Genomic DNA, 18,512 nt, shown 5'->3' with positions numbered 1-18,512 from the left:
AAGGGGACGAGGGCGATGCAGATCGACGGGCAATGCCATTGCGGCAAGATCACCTTCGCGGCCGAGGTCGATCCTGAGGCGGTCTCGGTGTGCCACTGCACGGACTGCCAGGCGCTGACCGGCTCGCCATTCCGCGTGACGGCTGTCTGTTCCGGGGCGGACGTCCACCTGACCGCCGGCACGCCAAAAATCTACGGCAAGCGCGGCGACAACGGCCGGATGCGCTTCCAGCATTTTTGCGCCGACTGCGGTTCCCCGCTGTTCACCAGCGGCGAGGGCGACCAGGCCGACGATTGGGGCATCCGCTGGGGCTCGATCCGCCAGCGCGACAAATTGCGCCCCGTCAGGCAGATCTGGTGCCGGTCCGCGGCAGTCTGGATCGACGCGGTGCCACTCCTGCCGGGCCGCCCGCAGGATTGAGGTCGGGCTTGCCCAGCGAGGGCGGGTAGGGATAAAGAGGCGGCGAGGGCGGTTAGCTCAGCTGGTTAGAGCATCTCGTTTACACCGAGAGGGTCCGCGGTTCGAATCCGTGACCGCCCACCAGCCTTCGTTCGCTTCGCGAGCTATGGCTCGGCAAGTCAGCACAGCCCGGCAAGTGAGCAGAACTCGGCAAGGCATCACACTCAATTCGGTCGAGCGAAGCGAGGGAATGCTCGTCATCGAGGACGAATTGCACGCCGAGCACCAGGGTCGATTTCAGACGCGCCAACAGGCTCTCGCAGAATTGCAGCCGCTCGCCGCGATCCGGTGGAACGAAGCGCCCAATCATCCGCCCTGCGGCAAGCGTCATTGTGGTCGCCGTTACGAGCTGATCGAGTCCGATGACAGCGCCACGCCCCGGGCGGAGCTGTCTCGAACGCTTCCGCTTGAGATCTTGCTGCGGGCGTGCAGTGGATTCCGGACGTAGACGGGCTGCAATCAAGAGGCTCCCGATGCAACAGCCCAGCGACTAGATCGCCTATTGGAACGGCCCCAGCGGACAGCGCTGGGCCGATCGCCACGCGGTGCAGGAGACCTGCTCGGTCCCATCGCCGAGGTGCTGATCGACCGCGCCACGATCGCTACCTCGACTTGCGCCGGGTCTGTGTGGTGGACTAGATTGTGCTCATGATCCAAGGTTTCGCTCTAATTGTCCTGCCGTTTGCTGCGGTTTTGCTATGGATCGGCTTGCGGCGCACAGCGCCACTGAGCGTTACCGTGGCGGAAGCCTTGGAATTGGGAGCGATTGTCTGGATCGGGCTTTTCGCTCTGATAGCGACGCTGTATTTCAGGACCCATTGATGATGCGACATATCTTCGAGGCCATCGCTGCGGTTCGGCGGGAAGACCGTGCAGCCGCTCGCGAAAGGCGAATGATCAAGGCCCGCCGCCGCTCGGCTTCGCGTGCGCGCGCGGCAGCCATGGAACACGATCCCGAGCATCTGCGGGACTAAAGCGCGATGAGATTTGGATGAATCGTCATCGCGCTTTAGGTTGTTGTTTGCGCATGATCTTTCCGGAAAACCGCTTCGCACTTTTCCGGATCATGCTTTAGGACTGATCCGACCATGGATCTAAGTCTGCCAGATCGGCCTCTCCCGCACGTCATCCGCCGCTCGGCAATGACGATCATGTGGACGGGCACCGCCGTTCTCATGATCGGCCTGTTCGTGGTCATGGCCCGCCAGCCGTTCGAATACGTGGACGATCTTGCGTGGCTCTACCGGCTCGGCAATCAACGATTCGCCGAAATCCCCTTTAGCCCGGCGTGGATGGACGGCAGCCCGTTCTATCGGCCAGGTGCGGAGCTGTTGCTGAAACTGCTGCATTCCGCCTTTGGCTGGCATCTTTTGCCCTACCGGATCGTCCAGTTTGGCGCTTTGCTCTTACTGTTGTGGACGACATCCGTCGCGGCGGCGCGGCTGGACCTGCCGGGTTCGACGATTCCACTGCTTGCCGTTTTTCTGATCGGGTCTCCGTTCATATCGGGGTCGGTCATATGGCTGAGCGAACTGCCTCACATTGTCGTTTTGATCTGCTTTGCGGCGGGTCTGGCTGTTGTCTTCTCTTCGCGGAGCGAAGGCATGAAGCTGACTCTGTGCGCCATCCTGTTTGTGGCGGCTCTCTCGATGAAGGAGAACGGCCTGGCTCTGCTGGTTTTCTACCCTTTTCTTGCGGCGTCCTTGCCGGTGAGGGCAACGCTGGTTTTCGGTGCCATCACGCTCGGTTATTTCGTCATGAGAGCCGCGACCATCGGCCACGGAATGGGGCTGGCCAACGCCAGCCCGGTCGATATTCAGTCCTATGCCGTCAACATCGCGTCACAGGTCATCGCGCTTTGGACTCGCCTGACCAAATGGGGAGAGCCGATACACGAACTTCGCTACGAGACTCCCCTGCTATTGGCATCGACTGCGTTGATCGCATTGCTATTGCCGAAATGGAGAAGCAGACCGGCGATATTGCTCCTCATTGTCGCTCTTGGCTGCGCACTTTTCTCCTACGCCTATGCGAGGGATCGTCATTTGGCGCTGCCGGCGCTTGCCTACGGCCTGCTGCTCGCCATGGCATCGTCGAGTCGGCGGATTCGCTGGTTACCCGTTCTTGTCTGGATGGCCTGGTCCGTGCAGGCAGCACTGACGGTCCGGGATGTGCACAGAGCCTCCGTTGACCTGATCGAGCGAGTCTATCGCCCGAACGTCACTCCACCGATGCCGGCCCTTCCCGTGCATGTCTGGGACATAGCAAGGTCAGCAGCACTCTCCCTGAGAAACTAGGCGGCGAAGCACAGCGCATGCGAGGCTTCACGCGAATTTATGTCAGCATCCGCTCTTGAGCTGTGTTTGGTTATTGTCACATGGTTCGACGGCGTTCCGATCTCGATAGCGATGGAATTCGTCGCCGGGCCAGAGCGATAACCATGTCACTTCAGGCGGAGACGTGCCGGGCCCGCCGACCGAGATTCACTCAGACAATCGAAATCTGATAGGAATTCCCGAGAACGGATGCGATCCTGCAAGGACAGGTGGCGCGCGAGCGCGTGCGACGAGGAGCCCGATGCAACAGCCCAGCGGAAATGATCAAAATGCCGACCAGATCGCCTATTGGAACGGACCGAGCGGGCAGCGCTGGGCCGATCGCCATGCGGCGCAGGAGAGCCTGCTCGGCCCCATTGCCGATGTGCTGATCGACCGCGCCAAGCCGAAGCCGGGCGAGCGTATCCTCGACGTCGGCTGCGGTTCGGGGGCGACGACTTTCGCATTTGCGAAGGCGGTGGCGCCTGACGGTTTTGCGCTCGGCCTCGACGTGTCCGAGCCGATGCTGTCGCAGGCGCGCGCGTTTGCGCCCAAGGGTCTGCCGCTCGATTTCGTGCTGGCGGATGCGACCTTCTATCCGTTCGAGCCGGCGAGCTTCGATCTGCTCGCCTCGCGCTTTGGCGTGATGTTCTTTGCCGATCCCGTCGCGTCCTTCGCCAACCTGCGCCGCGCGCTGAAGCCCTCAGGGCGGCTCGCCTTTGCCTGCTGGCGCGAGCCGAAGGAAAACCCGTGGATGATGGCGCCGTTGATGGCGGTCTACAAGCATGTGCCGAAAATGCCGCCGGTCGGACCGGAGGAGCCGGGCCCGTTCGCCTTCGCCTCGGAAGAGCGCGTGAGCCGCATCCTCAAAGGCGCGGGCTTCGTCGACGTGGCGATGGAGCCGCACAATCTGCCGATGGATGTTGCGATCGGCGGCGGCCTCGACGCGGCGGTCGACGGCGCCCTCCAGATCGGCCCGGCCAGCCGTGCGCTGCAGGGACATCCGCCGGAGACCTATGAGGCTGCAAAAGCCTCGATCCGCGAGATGCTCACGCCGTTCCTGAAGGGGCAGAGCGTGGCGCTGCAGGGCGCGATCTGGATCGTGACGGCGAAGGCGACGTAAAGCGCGATGAGATTCGGATGAACCGTCATCGCCCTTCAGGTTGTTGTTTGCGCCTGATCCTTCCGGAAAACCGCTTCGCAATTTTCCGGATCATGCTTTAGGATGCGTCATCCGAACTGCGCGTGAGCGGACATGCCGAGTGACGCAAGGCCGGGTGCGCTGGCAGGCGTGGACCGGAGGGGAGACGCTCAACGTCATGGCCGACTGCCGGGCGTGCAGCTCGGGCGCGCGGTGGCCGCTCTGGCCGTATTCTACTTTCACACGCATCTCGCGCTGATCTATTTCGACAAGTCGCAGCTCGTCACCTGGAAATTTCTGGCCGATCACGGAGCCGACGGGGTCGATCTGTTCTTTGCCATATCCGGCTTCATTGTCTGCTACGTCTCGACGGCGCCGGGTTACACGCCCCTAAGTTTCCTCGCCAAGCGCTTTTTCCGCATCTACCCCCTCAACGCGCTGGCCACGCTGGTGATGATCGTTCTCTTCAGCCGCAGCATCGGGGGGCCGTCTCAAGAGATCGAGCTGGGGCGGATATTGCGGTCGCTCCTGATCGTTCCGCAAGCCACACCGATGAACTCGGTCGGCTGGACACTCGAATACGAGGTGATTTTCTACCTCGTCTCCGCAGTGCTCATCCCGCTCGGCGGAGTCCGGCTGTTGCTCGTCTGGTGCGTCGCGGCTGCCTGGGTCGGGCGCGCGATCGAGCCTCAACCTCCGATCATCGCCCGTTTCGCTGACGGCCATTATGCCGACTTCGCCGCGGGCGTGTTCGCCTACATGATGATCGCACGGCTCTCCCCGCGCTGGAGCTCCAGTCTGGGGCTTCTGGCGCTCGCGGCCGGTGCGTATGTTTTCGGTCCGCGATTGACGGTATGGGCAACCCCCATGGCGTGCTGCCTGGCCGTCGCCGGCCTGGCGCTTCTGCCGGCGGCGCCGCGCTTGCTGGTCAAGCTTGGCGATGTCTCCTATGGCCTTTATGTGTGGCACTGGCCGGCATTCATGTTCTTGCCGTGGCTGGCGGCCTGGCGGCACTTCGACAAGGCGAATGGCGAGATCTGGCGCTGGATCATGCTCGTGGTGGTCATCGCGATCGCGTCGGCGTCCTGGATCTTGCTCGAGCGTCCGATCAATCGCTGGGCGGCGCGTTGGCTGGCGCGACGTTCAAAGAACGGCGTCATTGCGGGCGCGGCCAGCTCCGACGTGACAGCTTAGCGGCAAGTGGCGGACACGCTTGTCCCGGACGACAACGGTGGCCGGAGCCGGCCAAACAATGCCTCACACCACATCATCCGGCGCCAGCGCGCAGCCGTTGTCGGGATGGGTCTCGATCTGCAGCGTGGTGTGGCCGATGCGGAACGATGCCTTCAGCAGCTGCGCGGTCTCCATCAGAAAGGCGTCGCCCGTGCCGGCGGGCATGACGAGATGGCAGGTCAGCGCAGTCTCCGTGGTCGAGATCGGCCAGACATGGAGGTCGTGGAACGCCGAGACGCCTGGACGCGCGAGCAAAAACGTCCTGATCGCGGCGAGGTCGGTGCCCCTGGGCGCAGCGGCCATCGACATGTCGACGGAGCCGCGCAACAGGCTGGTCGTGCTCCAGAGGATGGTGGCGCAGATGACGAGGCTGGTGATCGGATCGAGCCAGAGCCAGCCGGTCCAGATGATCAGCGCGGCGGAGATGACGACGCCGAGCGAGACCGCGGCGTCGGCGGCCATGTGCAAGTACGCGCCTTCGATGTTGATGTCGTCCTTGCGCCCGCTGGCGAACAGCATCGCGGTGAAGCCGTTGACGAGGATGCCGATGCCGGCGACCACCATCACGGTGACGCCTGCGACCGGCTCAGGCTCGCGCAGGCGCAGGATCGCCTCCCAGCCGATCGCGCCGGTAGCGACCAGCAGGAACACCGCGTTCGCCAGCGCCGCCAGGATGGTGGAGGCGCGAAAGCCGTAGGTGAAGCGGCCGCTCGGCGCGCGCCGGGCCGCGATCGAGGCGCCCCAGGCGATGACGAGGCCGAGCACGTCGGACAGATTATGGCCGGCGTCGGCGAGTAGCGCAGTGGAGTTGCCGATGTAGCCGTAGACCGCCTCGGCCACGACCAGCGCGGTGTTCAGCGAGATGCCGATCGCGAAGGCCTTGCCGAAATTGGCGGGCGCATGGACATGCGCGTGGCCAAGTCCATGATCATGGCTGTGGTCATGACCGGGTCCATGATCGTGGCTGTGGCCGGCATGATCATGGTGGTGATGGCCGTGGTGGTCGTGGCTACCCAAGTCTAGCGCTCCCCGGACGCCGCCAAATCAGGCGCCATTCTAGGCGTTTCGTGCGCCGCGTCACGCCGGAACAGCACGTAGAGCGCTGGCAGCACCAGCAATGTCAGGATGGTCGAGGAGATGATGCCGCCGATCACCACGGTCGCCAGCGGCCGCTGTACCTCCGCGCCGGCACCGGTGGCGAGCGCCATCGGCACGAAGCCGAGCGAGGCGACCAGCGCCGTCATCAGCACCGGCCGCAGCCGCGTCAGCGCGCCCTCGCGCACGGCCTCCGCGACGGATCGCCCCTCGCTGCGCAGCCGCTCGATGAAGGCGATGATGACGAGGCCGTTGAGCACGGCGACACCCGACAGCGCGATGAAGCCGACGCCGGCGCTGATCGAGAGCGGAATACCGCGCAGCAGCAGCGCCGCGACGCCGCCCGTGAGCGCCAGCGGCACGCCTGAGAACACCAGCGCCGCATCAGCCGCCGATCCCATGCCCATGAACAGCAGCAGGAACACCAGCAGCAGCGCGACCGGCACCACGATGGTCAGCCGCTTGGTCGCGGAGACCAGCTGCTCGAACTGGCCGCCCCAGCCGATGAAGTAGCCCGGCGGCAGCTTGACCTTCTCGGCCACGGCCGCTTGCGTCTCGGCGACGAAGGAGCGCAAGTCGCGCCCGCGAACGTTGGCCATCACCACCACGCGGCGCTTGCCGTTCTCGCGGCTGATCTGGTTGGGGCCGGGCGCGATCTCGATCGCCGCAACGGACGAGAGCGGCACGTAGCGCGGCGTCGTTCCCGATGCCCCCGGCCAGGCGGTCTTCGTGACGGCCGCGACGTCCTCGCCTGGTGGCAACGGGATCGGCAGCGACTTGATCGTATCCGGATCGGCGCGCAGGCTTTCCGGTAGCCGCACCACGATGTCGAAGCGCCGATCGCCCTCGAACAGCTTGCCGACCGGCTTGCCGCCGATCGCAATCTCGACGAGGTTCTGCACCTCGCTGAGGCTGAGGCCATAGCGCGACAGCGCCTGGCGGTCGAGCTTGACGGTGAGGATCGGCAGGCCCGCGACCTGCTCGGTCTTGACGTCGGCGGCGCCCTCGATGCCGCGAACGACGCCGTTGACCTGCTGGGCGATGCCGGCGAGCACGTCGAGATCGTCGCCGACGATCTTGACGCCAACGTCGCTGCGAATGCCGGCGATGAGCTCGTTGAAGCGCATCTGGATCGGCTGGGTCATGCCATAGGCGGTGCCGGGGAGGGTGTTGGCGGCCCGCTCGATCTCCTCGATCACCTCGCTCTTCGGCTTGGCCGGTTCGGGCCATTCCTCGCGCGGCTTCAGCGTGACATAGGTGTCGGCGACGTTCGGCGGCATCGGATCGTTGGCGATCTCGGCGGTGCCGATCTTGGAGAAGATGGTCGCGACCTCCGGCACCTGCCTGACGGCCTTTTCCAGCCGGAGCTGCATGTCGACGCTCTGGGTCAGGCTGGTGCCGGGAATCCGGATGGTCTCGATGGTGATGTCGCCTTCATCGAGACTCGGGATGAACTCGCCGCCCATGCGCGTCGCGGCGAAGATGCTGCCAGCGACGATCAGCACCGCACCGAACGCGACGCTGCCGCGATAGCGGATGGCGCGGTCGAGCAGCGGCACATAGAACCGCTTGGACACCCGCATGAAGACGTTCTCCGTCTCCGAGACCTTGCCGGTGACGAAGATCGCAACCGCGGCCGGGACGAACGTGACCGACAGCAGCGCCGCGCCGGCGAGCGCCATCAGCACCGTCAGCGCCATTGGCGTGAACATCTTGCCTTCGGTCCCGGTCAGGGTGAGCACCGGCAGATAGACCACAGCGATGATCAGCGTCCCGAACAGGCTCGGCTTGATGACCTCGCTGCTGCCGTCGCGAATGGTCCGGAGCCGTTCGTCCAGCGTCAGCAGCCGGCCGTGCCGGTGCTGCTCGGCGGCAAGCAACCGCAGGCAGTTCTCGACGATGATGACGGCGCCATCGACGATGATGCCGAAATCGATGGCGCCAAGACTCATCAGGTTGGCGCTGACCTTGCTCTCGACCATGCCGGTGATCGTGAACAGCATGGAGAGCGGGATGACGCAGGCCGTGATCAGCGCGGCGCGGAAGTTGCCGAGGATCAGGAACAGCACCGCGATCACCAGCGCCGCGCCCTCGACGAGGTTCTTCTCGACCGTCTGGATGGTGGCTTCCACCAGATGCGTGCGGTCGTAGACGGCGCGCGCGATGACGCCGTCGGGCAGAGATTTCGCGATCTCCGCGAGCCTGGCCTTGACGCGCTGGGCCACGGTGCGGCTGTTCTCGCCGATCAGCAGCATGGCGGTGCCGAGCACGGTTTCGTTGCCGTTCGTGGTTGCTGCGCCGCTGCGCAGGTCCTGGCCTTCGCCGACCTCGGCGACGTCGCGGATACGGACCGGCACACCGCCCCGCGAGCCGATCACAATGTCCCTGATATCCTCGATATTGGCGACCTGTCCGGGCGCGCGGACGAGGTATTGCTCGCCGTTGCGCTCGATATAGCCGGCGCCGACATTGGCGTTGTTGGCGGCCAGCGCCGCCATGATGTCGCGGAAGCCGAGCTTGTAGGCCATCAACCGTCCGGGGATCGGCAGCACGTGGAACTGCCGCTCATAGCCGCCGATCGAGTTGACCTCGATCACACCGGGGATGGTGCGCAGTTGCGGCTTGATGATCCAGTCCTGGATGGTGCGCAGCTCGGTCGGCGTGAACTCGGCGCCCGTGGACGATTTCGCGCCGGCCTTGGCTTCGACCGAGTAGACATAGATCTCGCCGAGCCCGGTCGAGATCGGTCCCATCGCGACCTCGGTTCCCGCCGGCAGCTGGTCCTTCGCCTGCTGGATGCGTTCGTTCACGAGCTGGCGCGCGAAATAGATGTCGGTGCCGTCCTGGAACACGACGGTAACCTGGCTCAGCCCATAGCGCGAGATCGAGCGCGTATAGTCGAGCCTGGGCAAGCCGCCCATCGCGGTCTCGAGCGGGAAGGTGATGCGCTGCTCGGCTTCGAGCGGTGACAGGCCCGGGGCGCGCGTGTTGATTTGAACCTGGACGTTGGTGACGTCGGGGACAGCGTCGATCGGCAGGCGGGTGAAATTCCAGGCGCCGAAGGCGCCGGCCGCGAGCGCGAGCAGGACCACGAGCCATCGTTGACGTACGGAGAAGGCGAGGAGCGCGTCAATCATGTTCGGCCTCGCCCTTGCCCATCTCCGCCTTCACGACGAAGCTGTTTTCCGCGACGTAATGCTCGCCGGCGGAAAGCCCAGCCTTGATCTCGACGTGGCGCGGATCGGAATCGCCAAGCTCCACCGGCCGCGCCTCGATCTTGTCGCCGTCCTCGCGGACGAACACGATGGTCTTGTTCTCCAGCGTCTGGATCGCGCTTTTGCGAACGGCGACCGCGACATTGCGCGCGGCGAGGATCAGCCTTGCCGTGACGAACAGGCCGGGACGCAGCCGGCCTTCGGGATTCGCCAGCACCACACGGGCCAATGCGGTCTGGGTCTCGCTCGAGCCGATCGGGGCCATGTAGGAGATCGTGCCCTTGATCTCGCCGCGGCCGTCGTCGGGATCGATCAGCACCTCGTCGTTGAGACGGACGCGCCGGAGATCCTGCCGGTAGATCGACAGGTCGACCCAGATGGTGGAGAGGTCGGCGACCACGAAGGCGGGCTTCTGCTCCGAGGCGTATTCGCCGAGCGAGATCTGCCGCTCGATGATCGTGCCGGCAATGGGCGCCTTCAGCTCGTAGACGGTGAGGCTCTGGTTGCTCTCGATCGCGGCGAGCAGGTCGTCCTTGCCGACCTTGTCGCCGATGCGCTTCTGGATCGATTTGACGAGACCTGGAAAGCGCGGCGTCACCTGCACCACGGCCTCCTGGTTGGCTCGGAGAATGCCGTTGAAGGCGAGCGTGTCGGTCAGTGTCGCGCTCGCAGCCTCCGCCAGCACCACGCCGGCAGCCGCCAGCTTGACGTCGGAGATGCGGATGCGGTCGGCGCCGTGCTCGTCCTGCTCGACATGGTCGTTCGGCTTCTTCGGTTCGGAATGTTCGGCGTGCTCGGCGGGCGCGACCTTGGCGGGAGCGAGCAGGGAGTAGCCGTACGCGCCGAGTGCGGCGGCAATGACGGCGACGAGGATGGTCGAGGACGGTTTCATCGCGCGCTCTCCCGCGCCAGCGTGAACGGATTGCCGACAAGGCCTTCGATGGTCGCAACGCCGGCATGGAAGTTCTGCAGCGCCTCCTGCTCGCGCAGCCGGGCCTGGGTGACGCTGGCCTGGGCGTCGAGCACCTCGAGCAGGGTGAAGCGGCCCTGGCCGTAGCCTTGCGAGATCGCCTCGGAGGCCTCGACGGCCTTGGGGATGGCGGTCTCGCGCAGCACGGCGAGCTCGCGCAGCGAGCCCTGCAGCGAGTCGTAGGCACGGCCGGCAATCACGATCAGCGTGTTGCGGTTGGCCTCGCGCTCGGCTTTGGTCTTGGCGAGGCTCTCTTGCGCCGAGAGGATGTTGCCCTGGTTCTGGTCGAACACGGGGATCGGGACCGAGAGGGAGAGCCTGACAGCATCGTCATTGGTCTCGTTGAAGTGGCGCCAGCCGGCGGCGATCCGCACGTCCGGATAGGGCCTGAGGCGTGCCATCAGCAGCTCGGCATTGCGCTGGGCATAGACCGCGGTCCAGCGCACCAGCTGCGGATTGGCGTCGATGGCGGCGACCACCGCCTGGAACGTCGGCGTTTTGCCCAGGATGTCGAGCCGGCCGGAGACCTCGCCGAATTTGGCGTTGGGATCGCCCATCAGCACCGCAAGCTCGCGTCGGGCGCTGGCCAGCGTTGCCTTGAAGCGCTCGCGGTCGGCCTTGACCAGGGCGGAGGCGACTTCGGCGCGGCCGGTTTCGGCCGGAGAGGAGGCGCCGGCCTCGACGCGGCGGCGGAGCAGCGGCGTCAGGCGGTCGATCGCCGCAATCTGCTCGTCGAGGATATGGATGCGCCGCTGCGCGCCGAGCACGCCGAGGAACGCGATCGCGGTCTCCGACAGCACCTCGAGCCTGATCGCCTTGCGCTGGATCGCGGCGACCTCGATGCCGGCGGCACCGGCCGCGATCCGCGCGTCGCGCTTGCCGAACAGCTCGAAGGCCTGGCTGATCTGGAGCGTGGTCTCGGCCGAGCGGGTCCCGCGATAGATGCCGGAGCCGAGCGAATTGTCCTGTTCATAGGACAGTTCCGGGTTGAGCAGGGCGCCCGCCTGGATGCGCTGGCCCGCGGCGATGCCGACGTCGCGCTCGGCTGCCGTCAGCCGCGGGCTCGCGGCCAGCGCGCGCGAGAGCGCGCTGCGCATCGTCAAAGTCTGAGCCTGCAACGGCGCAAGCGCCGATCCGACAATCAGACACGTCGCCGCGCACACGAGGCGCGCGGCCATTCCCCTGCGAAACATGAAACCGACCTGTGAAGGATGAACCTAATGGGCGCAGAACGCCCGACCAATCCGTTCAGGCAATAGGCTTGGGAGGGGGAGAGACGGTATCGGGGATGATGCCGGCGAGCCGAGGCGCAGGTTGCGGACTCGTCGCGGACACAAGCGGGGTTGCCGCGGTGGATGGCGCCGGCTGTGTCACCGCCAGCGAGAAGCAGCCATGGCAATGATGTCCGCCGATCGCCTTGTGGTCGCTGTGGCCCGTGGAGCCATCGAGGGCCGCGGCGATCTCCGAGCCGCCGCCGGGCGTGGTGACGTCGATGTCGTGCGCGCCGTGCAGCGCGCCCGCGAACAGATAGACGATCGCGATCAGCACGGAGAACAGCCCGCGCCAGTTGCGCGGACGGCAGGTTCCTCGGGGCTGGCGGTTCGCGAGCACGACGTCACTCTGGTTGCGGTCTGTGCCCGGCCTAGCATGGCGGCGGGAACAGTGTCGACCCGCAACATTGTTACGTTCCGGGAACAATTGCCGCAGCCGCGAAGGCGTGGCGGTCACGTCTCACTGGCGGGCTCCGCACGTTCGCATCTTTAACCTGCGACAGGAACAGGTGCGGTCATTGCAAACACGGAAAGGCCCCAGCCGGGCTGACCGGCTGAGGCCTTGTGCTCACAATGTCATCCTTGGGACTCCAGCGATCAACACGCAGCTGGTCCGTTCGTTCCCGCCGTTTCGTCCAGTTTGGAACGTTCGTCGGCGGTCGCAATTAGCGACCATAAGAAACTGAGGAGGACGGACAATGGACGGACTGATTTATCTGATCGGCTTGATCGTCGTCATCATGGCGATCCTGTCGTTCTTCGGCCTGCGTTGAGAGAGCCGCGATGACGGTCGAAACTCTCATGCAAGAAGAGATCATCGAGGGCGGCCTCGACGGCGAAGCCCCCCGCAGCATCCAGTGGAGCTCGGTGTTCGCAGGCGCTCTCGCTGCCGGCGCGATGTCCTTCATCCTGATCGGCTTTGGCGTCGCCGTCGGTCTCGGCGTCAGTTCGGCCTCGCCGACATGGCGCGATGCCTCGGCCGCGCTGGCCCTGCTCTCGGGGCTGTATTTGATCATCCAGGCGATCATCAGCTTCGGTTTTGGTGGCTACATCGCGGGCCGCACGACGCGCCCGGCGCCGGCACTGGCGACGATCGAAGACGATGGCGAGCGGCGGGACGGCCTGCACGGGCTGACGGCCTGGGCTCTGGCCGTGCTGGCCGGCGCAGCTCTGCTCGCGCTGCTCGGCGCCGCCGCGATCGACCGTTCGCCGCTGCGCAGCTCGGCTAGCAACAGTTCGACAGCCGAGCCGCTGTTGAGCTACGAGCTCGACAAGCTGTTCCGCGCGCCGCGTCGCGCGCCAAACATCGATCTGAGGGAAGAGCGCGCCGAGGCCGGACGCATTCTGATGACGTCGTCCAGCCATAGCGGCGTCAGCGCCGATGATCGGACTTTCCTGGTGCAGCAGGTTGCCGGCCTGACGGGATTGACGGCCCCGGACGCCGAACGGCGCGTCGATGCGCTGATCGCGGATGCCAGGACGGCGATCAACCGGGCGCGGCGCAACTCCATCATCGTGGCGTTCTCGATCGCAGCCGCGACCCTGATCGGTGCCGCGGTGGCGTGGGCTGCGGCCGTGGCCGGCGGACGGCATCGCGATGGCGAACCCCTGCCGAACTGGATGGCGAGCTCAAACCGCTTCCATCGCAATCCGCGCGCGATGCCGGTGCCATAGGCTGCAAAACAAATGGCCGGGCGCAAGCCCGGCCATACGAACGCCTGTGGAGGCTTCAGGCTTTCTCTTCCCAGATCATCGCGAGATGCACGATGGTCTGCACCGCCTTTTCCATGTCCTGCCGGCTGACCCATTCGAGCCGCGAGTGAAAGGCGTGCTCGCCGGCGAAGATGTTGGGGCAGGGCAGGCCCATGAAGGACAGGCGCGAGCCGTCGGTGCCGCCGCGGATCGCGGTGCGCATCGGGCGCAGACCGGCGCGGCGGATCGCCTCGATGGCGTATTCCAGCACGTGCGGGTGGCGGTCGATCACCTGCTTCATGTTGCGATACTGCTCCTTCACCTCGAAGCTGTAGGTCGAGCGCGGATAGTCCTTCATCACATCCTTGACGATGGTCTCGAGCAGGACCTCCTTTTCCTTCAGTCCCTCTTCGGTGAAGTCGCGGACGATGAAGGAGAGCGTCGCCTGTTCCAGCGCACCCTCGATGCCGATCGGATGCAGGAAACCCTGCTTGCCCGAGGTCGTCTCCGGCGAGCAGCCTTCCTTCGGGAGGCGCTCGACGATGGCGGCGGCAATCTTGATGGCGTGCTCCATCTTGCCCTTGGCGTAGCCGGGATGGGCGCTGACGCCGGTGATGGTGATGGTGGCGCCGTCGGCCGAGAAGGTCTCGTCCTCGACGCAGCCCGCGCTCTCGCCGTCCATTGTGTAGCCGAAATCGGCCCCGAGCTTCTGGATGTCGACATTGTCGACGCCGCGGCCGATCTCTTCGTCCGGCGTGAACAGGATCTTGATGGTGCCGTGCTTCACATCAGGGTTGGCGATGAAGAACTGCGCGGCATCCATGATCTCGGCGACGCCGGCCTTGTTGTCGGCGCCGAGCAGCGTGGTGCCGTCGGTGGTGATGATGTCGTTGCCGATCTGGTTCTTCAGCGCGGGGTGCTCATTGAAGCGGATCACCTGGCTGGTGTCGCCCGGCAGGGTGATGTCGCCGCCGCGATAGTTCTTCCAGACCTGCGGCTTGACGTCCTTGCCGGTGACGTCGGGCGATGTGTCCATGTGCGAGCAGAAGCAGATCACGGGCACCTTCTTGTCGGTGTTGGCCGGGATGGTGCCATAGACATAGCCGTAGTCGTCGAGATGAGCGTCGGCCACGCCCATCGCCTTCAGCTCGGCGGCGAGCATGCGGCCGAGATCCTTCTGCTTCTCGGTCGAGGGCGAGCGAGGCGAATCCGGATCGGACTGGGTGTCGATGGTGACGTAGCGCAGGAAGCGCTCGGTTACGGTATGCGAAAAGGTGAGGGAGGACATTCTGGTCAAACCGCCGGGTCAGGGGAAGACAGGCGGTATACCAGAAAGCGGGCCGCGTTGCGGCCGGAACGCGATGTAATCAGGCTTAACGAAACCTTGGCTCACAAGACGCGAATCTAGATCGCCTCTTTCAGTTCCTTGACCGGACGGAACGTGACCTTCTTGGTGGCCTTGATGTGGATCGGCTCGCCGGTGGCGGGATTGCGGCCGGTGCGGGCGGCGCGCTTGCGGACCTGGAGAATGCCGAGCCCGACGATGCGGACGCGGTCGCCCTTCTTCAGGTGCTTGGCGATCAGATCGACCATGTCGGTCAGGACGGCCTCGGCGCGCTTCTTGGACAGGTCCTGACTCTCGGCGATGTCCGCGGCGAGGTGCTTGAGCGTAATGGTGGCGGGAGCGGCGGACTTCTTCGCCGAATCCTTCTTGGCCGAATCCTTCTTAGCCAAATCCTTCTTAACCATGGCTGGCCTCCTCAATGACCGGGAAGCCCCGAAAATGCCGGGAAAAACGTGGGGCGCCCTCTAAGTCCTTTGAGACGTAGACGATTCGGGCGCCAGCTGACTATGCCACCAGTTCCCGCCGGACGCTGATCATTGCCGCGCAAGGCGTTGAGAAGTTTGGGGTAAGTTTTTGAAGGGATTGCCAAAATGGCGCGAGAGACGGGGCTCGAACCCGCGACCTCCGGCGTGACAGGCCGGCGCTCTAACCAACTGAGCTACTCCCGCGTGGTTCGCTCGATGCGCGCGGAACGAGGGGGGACTTAAAGGCGGGGCTGGGTGAAGTCAAGGACGTTGCGAAGCGCCGGCGCATCTCCGCTTAAGCATTGCTCTGGAAAACGAAAAAGGCCGCCCGGAGGCGGCCATGGGTCAGCCCGGCAGGGGACGCTTCAGCGAATCTCCGACGTCCCGGCGCTCGTCACCACGACCGGCTTGCCGGCCTTGATCACGTGGGTGGACTGGGCGGTCTGGCTGTAATCGGCATTGGTGCGGGCTGCGATGCCGAAGCCGGCCACCATGATGCCGGCCACCAGCGCCACCACCACGATCTTCAGATGGGTCGCACGATCAGCAGAGTGAATGGAGTGGTTCATCTGAGCCTCCCGACGGGCTTTGCCGCCGTCTATGGGCTCATCTTCTAAGGACCATCTGTTTCCGGATGGTTTCGCGGGTTCCGCAAAATGGTTTCATTAATACACCCGCTGGGTTTCGCCGGGCTTGCGGCCGGATGAGGTCTCAGGCCGCCGCCCGGTCGATATCGGCCCGGATCGACCGCGCCGCCCAGATGAAGAGCAGGGCGCCGAGCATGGTCGTGACCGCCGCCGAGAGCAGGGAATAGCGCACGGCCTCGGCGCCATAGCTTGCCTTCAACGCGTCGTTGACCATGCCGACCGCGAGCGGGCCGACGCCCTGGCCGAAGCAGGTGGCGGTCAGCGCGATCAGCGCGGAGGCGAGCGCCCGCATGCTGGGCTTGGCCACCGTCTGCGCGATCGCGAAGATCGGGCCGAGATGGAAGCCGACCAGGAAGGAGGTCAGCGCCAGCATGGCGACCATCATCCTGAAGTCCTGCGTCAGCATGCACAGCGCGAACACCGGGCCGGCAAGGCCGGAGGTGATCGCGGGCGCCCACAGCTTCCAGCGGTCGTCGCGGCGGCTCACTTGCGCCACCACGAAACCGCCGAGCAAGGTACCGGCCATGCCGGCAAGGCCCTTGAAGGTGCCGGCATAGGTGCCGATCTCGGCGCTGGACAGATGATGCACGCGCGCCAGGAACGGCGGGATCCAGGCCGCGGTGGCGTAGTTCGTGTAAGTCGTGAGGCAGAAGCCGATCAGGACGATGATGAAGCTGCGCTGCGAGGCGAGAAAGCGCAATGTTGGCCCGAGCGGCTCGGGCACGAAGCTCTCCTGCATCGCGCCGCGCTTCGGCTCGGAGATCGTCAGCCACAGCACGACGGCGAGCAGGATGCCGGGCAGGCCGGCGACGTAGAACGCCATGCGCCAGCCATAGTGCTGGTTGACGTAGCCGCCGACGAAATAGCCGAGGAAAACGCCGAGATAAGTGCCGATGGCGTAGATCCCGAGCGCGCGCGGGCGCTCGTTCTTGGCGAAGAGATCGGCGACGATGGACTGCGAGGCGGGAGAGCCTGCGGATTCGCCGATGCCGACGCCGATGCGCGCCAGCGCCAACGAGGTCAGGCTGGTGGCGGCACCGCACAGCGCCGTCATCGCGCTCCAGAACGCGAACGCCAACGCGACGATGTTGCGCCGGTTGACCCGGTCGGCGACGCGCGCGATGGGAATGCCGAGCAGGGAATAGAACAGCGCAAAGCCAAAGCCTGCGAGCAGGCCCATCATGGTGTCGCTGAGGGCGAACTCCTTCTTGATCGGCTCGATCAGCACGTTGAAGATCGTGCGGTCGAGGAAGTTCAGCGCGTAGATGATGGTGAGCAGCCCCAGCACGTAATAGCGCCGCGCCGAGGGCTTTGCCGCGGCAGCCGTCTGCACCGACATTTGTGACGTCACGTCGACCATGGCTTCCCCCAATTTGTGTTTATTATCGTTGTCGGTCCAGCTCCGTTTGGAGCTGGTAGATCAGCCTTCGCGGATGTAATTCCCGGCTTCGAACTCCACCGGCGGCGCGCTTGCATCGAACGAGACGCCGATCGGGTCGCGGCCTGCGGCGAGTGCGTCGAGCTGGTCGCTCAGCATGCGCCGGATCAGGAGGATGCCGCGGTCGCTCTGGCCGAAATGCTCCTCGGAATGAACGGTGACCTCGCCCTGGCCGACCTGGGCCTCGTAGTCGCCCGGGAATTGCTGGTGCTCTTCCTCGGTCATGTCCCACCAGAACTTGCCGTTGAACTTCGAGCGCATGCGGCTGATGTCGCCGGAGTTCTTGACGCGGCCGGCGACGTAGATGCGGAAGGAGCCATCGTCGATCGGAAGCACCCAGCCGATCGACTCGACGCGGGCGAACTGCGCAACGCGCGGGTTCGGCACCACGCGCAGCGTGGGAAGCGCGGCCTCGCTGACGCGATAAAACACCTTGCCGTCGTCCTGCTTGCGTTCGGAGCGCACGAGCACGCCGCGCGGCGATTTCTCGAACTTCACCTCCGGGATCGAGGCCATCATGTCAGTGAATTGCGGCCCCGAGAACGAGCCGTGCAGCACCGGCACGTGATAGGGATCGACCACGTTCTCGAAATGCTGCAGCCAGTTGCAGGGGATGATGGCGGGGCCGCCGCCGCCGATCGAGGAATCGTCGGCCTCGACGAACTCGCCGTCGTCCATGTTGTCCAGGCACTCGTAAGCCGGCAGCACCGGGCGTTTTTCGGCCGGACCCATATAGGCGAAGATCAAGCCGTAGCGCTCCTCGACCGGATACCAGGGCTGGCGCACCTTGTCCTTGAACTGGCCGCCGTCGGGCTCGCAGGGCTGTTCCAGGCAATGGCCCTCGGTGTCGAACTTCCAGCCGTGATAGCAGCAGCGGATGCCGTCCTCCTCGACCTTGCCGTAGTAGAGCGTGGTGCCGCGGTGGCAGCAACGCGCATGCAGGAGCCCGGCGCGACCATGCTTGTCGCGGAACAGCACCAGATCCTCGCCGAGCGCGCGCACTTTTTTCGGTGTGTCGGTGGCGTCGCCGACGAGCCCGACCGGATGCCAGTAGCGGCGCAGCAGCTCGCCCATCGGCGTGCCGCGCACGACGGAGGTCAGCTCGGTGCGCGTGTGCGCCGGCTTCATCGCATAGGCCGTGCCGAGATCGCGATCCCGCTGGGTGATGGTCATGCTTGTCCTCCCGCTGCCAGCCCGTGGCCGCGCCGCTTGTTGCGTCTTGCCCAG

The 18,512-nt window shown here is 65.2% G+C and carries 17 protein-coding genes, 2 tRNA genes and 1 pseudogene; 9 read left to right on the top strand and 11 right to left on the bottom strand.

Annotation, left to right across the window (positions count from 1 at the left end):
- Window positions 1–15 precede the first annotated feature (15 nt).
- The 8 genes and pseudogenes from CO669_RS24680 to CO669_RS24655 all read left to right on the top strand — a co-directional run bounded on the left by CO669_RS24680 (window position 16) and on the right by CO669_RS24655 (window position 5,109).
- The gene (locus CO669_RS24680) at window positions 16–420 is read left to right on the top strand and encodes a GFA family protein (protein WP_097662539.1); all 405 of its coding nucleotides are present in this window, start codon (window positions 16–18) and stop codon (window positions 418–420) included.
- A gap of 46 nt (window positions 421–466) precedes the next feature.
- A tRNA-Val gene (locus tag CO669_RS24675) sits at window positions 467–543 on the top strand.
- Between the two features lie 106 nt (window positions 544–649).
- A complete protein-coding gene (locus tag CO669_RS24670; protein WP_097662538.1) occupies window positions 650–907 on the top strand; it encodes a hypothetical protein in 258 nt (85 codons plus the stop codon).
- A gap of 46 nt (window positions 908–953) precedes the next feature.
- A pseudogene (locus CO669_RS36430) lies at window positions 954–1,054 on the top strand (SAM-dependent methyltransferase); the annotation flags it as partial.
- A gap of 53 nt (window positions 1,055–1,107) precedes the next feature.
- Window positions 1,108–1,281, top strand: a complete 174-nt coding sequence (locus tag CO669_RS36120) for a hypothetical protein (RefSeq protein WP_181770258.1) — start codon at window positions 1,108–1,110, stop codon at window positions 1,279–1,281.
- A 266-nt stretch (window positions 1,282–1,547) separates the two neighbouring features.
- Window positions 1,548–2,756 carry a hypothetical protein gene (locus CO669_RS24665; RefSeq protein WP_143278719.1) on the top strand — a complete coding sequence of 403 codons (1,209 nt, stop codon included), beginning with the start codon at window positions 1,548–1,550 and terminating at the stop codon, window positions 2,754–2,756.
- A gap of 280 nt (window positions 2,757–3,036) precedes the next feature.
- Window positions 3,037–3,897, top strand: a complete 861-nt coding sequence (locus CO669_RS24660; protein WP_097662536.1) for a class I SAM-dependent methyltransferase — start codon at window positions 3,037–3,039, stop codon at window positions 3,895–3,897.
- 132 nt (window positions 3,898–4,029) lie between these two features.
- Entirely contained in the window at window positions 4,030–5,109 is a 1,080-nt protein-coding gene (locus CO669_RS24655; RefSeq protein WP_097662535.1) for an acyltransferase family protein, read from the top strand.
- 63 nt (window positions 5,110–5,172) lie between these two features.
- Here the strand turns inward: CO669_RS24655 and CO669_RS24650 are convergent, their stop codons facing one another.
- From CO669_RS24650 to CO669_RS24630, 5 genes are read right to left on the bottom strand one after another with little or no spacing between them, the layout of a single operon-like run.
- The gene (locus CO669_RS24650) at window positions 5,173–6,165 is read right to left on the bottom strand and encodes a cation diffusion facilitator family transporter (RefSeq protein ID WP_198964240.1); all 993 of its coding nucleotides are present in this window, start codon (window positions 6,163–6,165) and stop codon (window positions 5,173–5,175) included.
- Window positions 6,166–6,167: 2 nt separating this feature from the next.
- Window positions 6,168–9,380: a divalent metal ion exporter subunit IhpC gene (gene ihpC / locus CO669_RS24645; protein WP_097662534.1), complete on the bottom strand. Its 3,213-nt coding sequence runs from the start codon at window positions 9,378–9,380 to the stop codon at window positions 6,168–6,170.
- Window positions 9,373–10,350, bottom strand: a complete 978-nt coding sequence (gene ihpB / locus CO669_RS24640; RefSeq protein ID WP_097662533.1) for a divalent metal ion exporter adaptor subunit IhpB — start codon at window positions 10,348–10,350, stop codon at window positions 9,373–9,375. Before ihpB ends, ihpC begins: the two co-directional genes overlap by 8 nt.
- Window positions 10,347–11,621, bottom strand: a complete 1,275-nt coding sequence (ihpA, locus tag CO669_RS24635) for a divalent metal ion exporter subunit IhpA (RefSeq protein ID WP_097662532.1) — start codon at window positions 11,619–11,621, stop codon at window positions 10,347–10,349. Before ihpA ends, ihpB begins: the two co-directional genes overlap by 4 nt.
- A 55-nt stretch (window positions 11,622–11,676) precedes the next feature.
- Entirely contained in the window at window positions 11,677–12,039 is a 363-nt protein-coding gene (locus tag CO669_RS24630) for a hypothetical protein (protein ID WP_097662531.1), read from the bottom strand.
- A 443-nt stretch (window positions 12,040–12,482) separates the two neighbouring features.
- On the opposite strand from CO669_RS24630, the gene CO669_RS24625 reads away from it, so the two are divergent.
- The gene (locus CO669_RS24625) at window positions 12,483–13,373 is read left to right on the top strand and encodes a hypothetical protein (RefSeq protein ID WP_097662530.1); all 891 of its coding nucleotides are present in this window, start codon (window positions 12,483–12,485) and stop codon (window positions 13,371–13,373) included.
- Window positions 13,374–13,428: 55 nt separating this feature from the next.
- Here CO669_RS24625 and pepT read toward each other — a convergent pair whose 3' ends face one another.
- The 6 genes from pepT to CO669_RS24595 all read right to left on the bottom strand — a co-directional run bounded on the left by pepT (window position 13,429) and on the right by CO669_RS24595 (window position 18,458).
- Window positions 13,429–14,679 (bottom strand): peptidase T, encoded by a 1,251-nt coding sequence (pepT, locus tag CO669_RS24620; RefSeq protein WP_097662529.1) that lies wholly within the window; start codon window positions 14,677–14,679, stop codon window positions 13,429–13,431.
- Between the two features lie 116 nt (window positions 14,680–14,795).
- Entirely contained in the window at window positions 14,796–15,140 is a 345-nt protein-coding gene (locus CO669_RS24615; RefSeq protein WP_097662528.1) for an HU family DNA-binding protein, read from the bottom strand.
- 187 nt (window positions 15,141–15,327) lie between these two features.
- Window positions 15,328–15,404: transfer RNA gene (locus CO669_RS24610), tRNA-Asp, on the bottom strand.
- A 161-nt stretch (window positions 15,405–15,565) separates the two neighbouring features.
- Complete coding sequence (locus tag CO669_RS24605; protein WP_063194782.1) at window positions 15,566–15,769, bottom strand: hypothetical protein; 204 nt, start codon at window positions 15,767–15,769, stop codon at window positions 15,566–15,568.
- Window positions 15,770–15,911: 142 nt separating this feature from the next.
- Window positions 15,912–17,207, bottom strand: a complete 1,296-nt coding sequence (locus CO669_RS24600; RefSeq protein ID WP_097662527.1) for a spinster family MFS transporter — start codon at window positions 17,205–17,207, stop codon at window positions 15,912–15,914.
- Between the two features lie 60 nt (window positions 17,208–17,267).
- Window positions 17,268–18,458, bottom strand: coding sequence for an aromatic ring-hydroxylating dioxygenase subunit alpha (locus CO669_RS24595; RefSeq protein WP_097662526.1), 1,191 nt, complete (start codon window positions 18,456–18,458; stop codon window positions 17,268–17,270).
- Window positions 18,459–18,512: the final 54 nt, after the last annotated feature.

Source organism: Bradyrhizobium sp. Y36, from assembly GCF_002531575.1.
Classification (GTDB): domain Bacteria; phylum Pseudomonadota; class Alphaproteobacteria; order Rhizobiales; family Xanthobacteraceae; genus Bradyrhizobium.
Note: the sequence above shows the minus strand (reverse complement) of the source record. Positions and strands in the feature narration are given on the sequence as shown.

Coding starts and splice junctions, on each gene's coding strand:
- CO669_RS24660 (WP_097662536.1), top strand. CDS start 3,037: ATGCAACAGCCCAGCGGAAATGATCAAAATGCCGACCAGATCGCCTAT.
- CO669_RS24595 (WP_097662526.1), bottom strand. CDS start 18,458: ATGACCATCACCCAGCGGGATCGCGATCTCGGCACGGCCTATGCGATG.
- CO669_RS24670 (WP_097662538.1), top strand. CDS start 650: ATGCTCGTCATCGAGGACGAATTGCACGCCGAGCACCAGGGTCGATTT.
- CO669_RS24615 (WP_097662528.1), bottom strand. CDS start 15,140: ATGGTTAAGAAGGATTTGGCTAAGAAGGATTCGGCCAAGAAGGATTCG.
- CO669_RS24665 (WP_143278719.1), top strand. CDS start 1,548: ATGGATCTAAGTCTGCCAGATCGGCCTCTCCCGCACGTCATCCGCCGC.
- CO669_RS36120 (WP_181770258.1), top strand. CDS start 1,108: ATGATCCAAGGTTTCGCTCTAATTGTCCTGCCGTTTGCTGCGGTTTTG.
- CO669_RS24605 (WP_063194782.1), bottom strand. CDS start 15,769: ATGAACCACTCCATTCACTCTGCTGATCGTGCGACCCATCTGAAGATC.
- ihpB (WP_097662533.1), bottom strand. CDS start 10,350: ATGAAACCGTCCTCGACCATCCTCGTCGCCGTCATTGCCGCCGCACTC.
- CO669_RS24655 (WP_097662535.1), top strand. CDS start 4,030: ATGCCGAGTGACGCAAGGCCGGGTGCGCTGGCAGGCGTGGACCGGAGG.
- CO669_RS24600 (WP_097662527.1), bottom strand. CDS start 17,207: ATGGTCGACGTGACGTCACAAATGTCGGTGCAGACGGCTGCCGCGGCA.
- CO669_RS24680 (WP_097662539.1), top strand. CDS start 16: ATGCAGATCGACGGGCAATGCCATTGCGGCAAGATCACCTTCGCGGCC.
- pepT (WP_097662529.1), bottom strand. CDS start 14,679: ATGTCCTCCCTCACCTTTTCGCATACCGTAACCGAGCGCTTCCTGCGC.
- ihpC (WP_097662534.1), bottom strand. CDS start 9,380: ATGATTGACGCGCTCCTCGCCTTCTCCGTACGTCAACGATGGCTCGTG.
- ihpA (WP_097662532.1), bottom strand. CDS start 11,621: ATGTTTCGCAGGGGAATGGCCGCGCGCCTCGTGTGCGCGGCGACGTGT.
- CO669_RS24625 (WP_097662530.1), top strand. CDS start 12,483: ATGACGGTCGAAACTCTCATGCAAGAAGAGATCATCGAGGGCGGCCTC.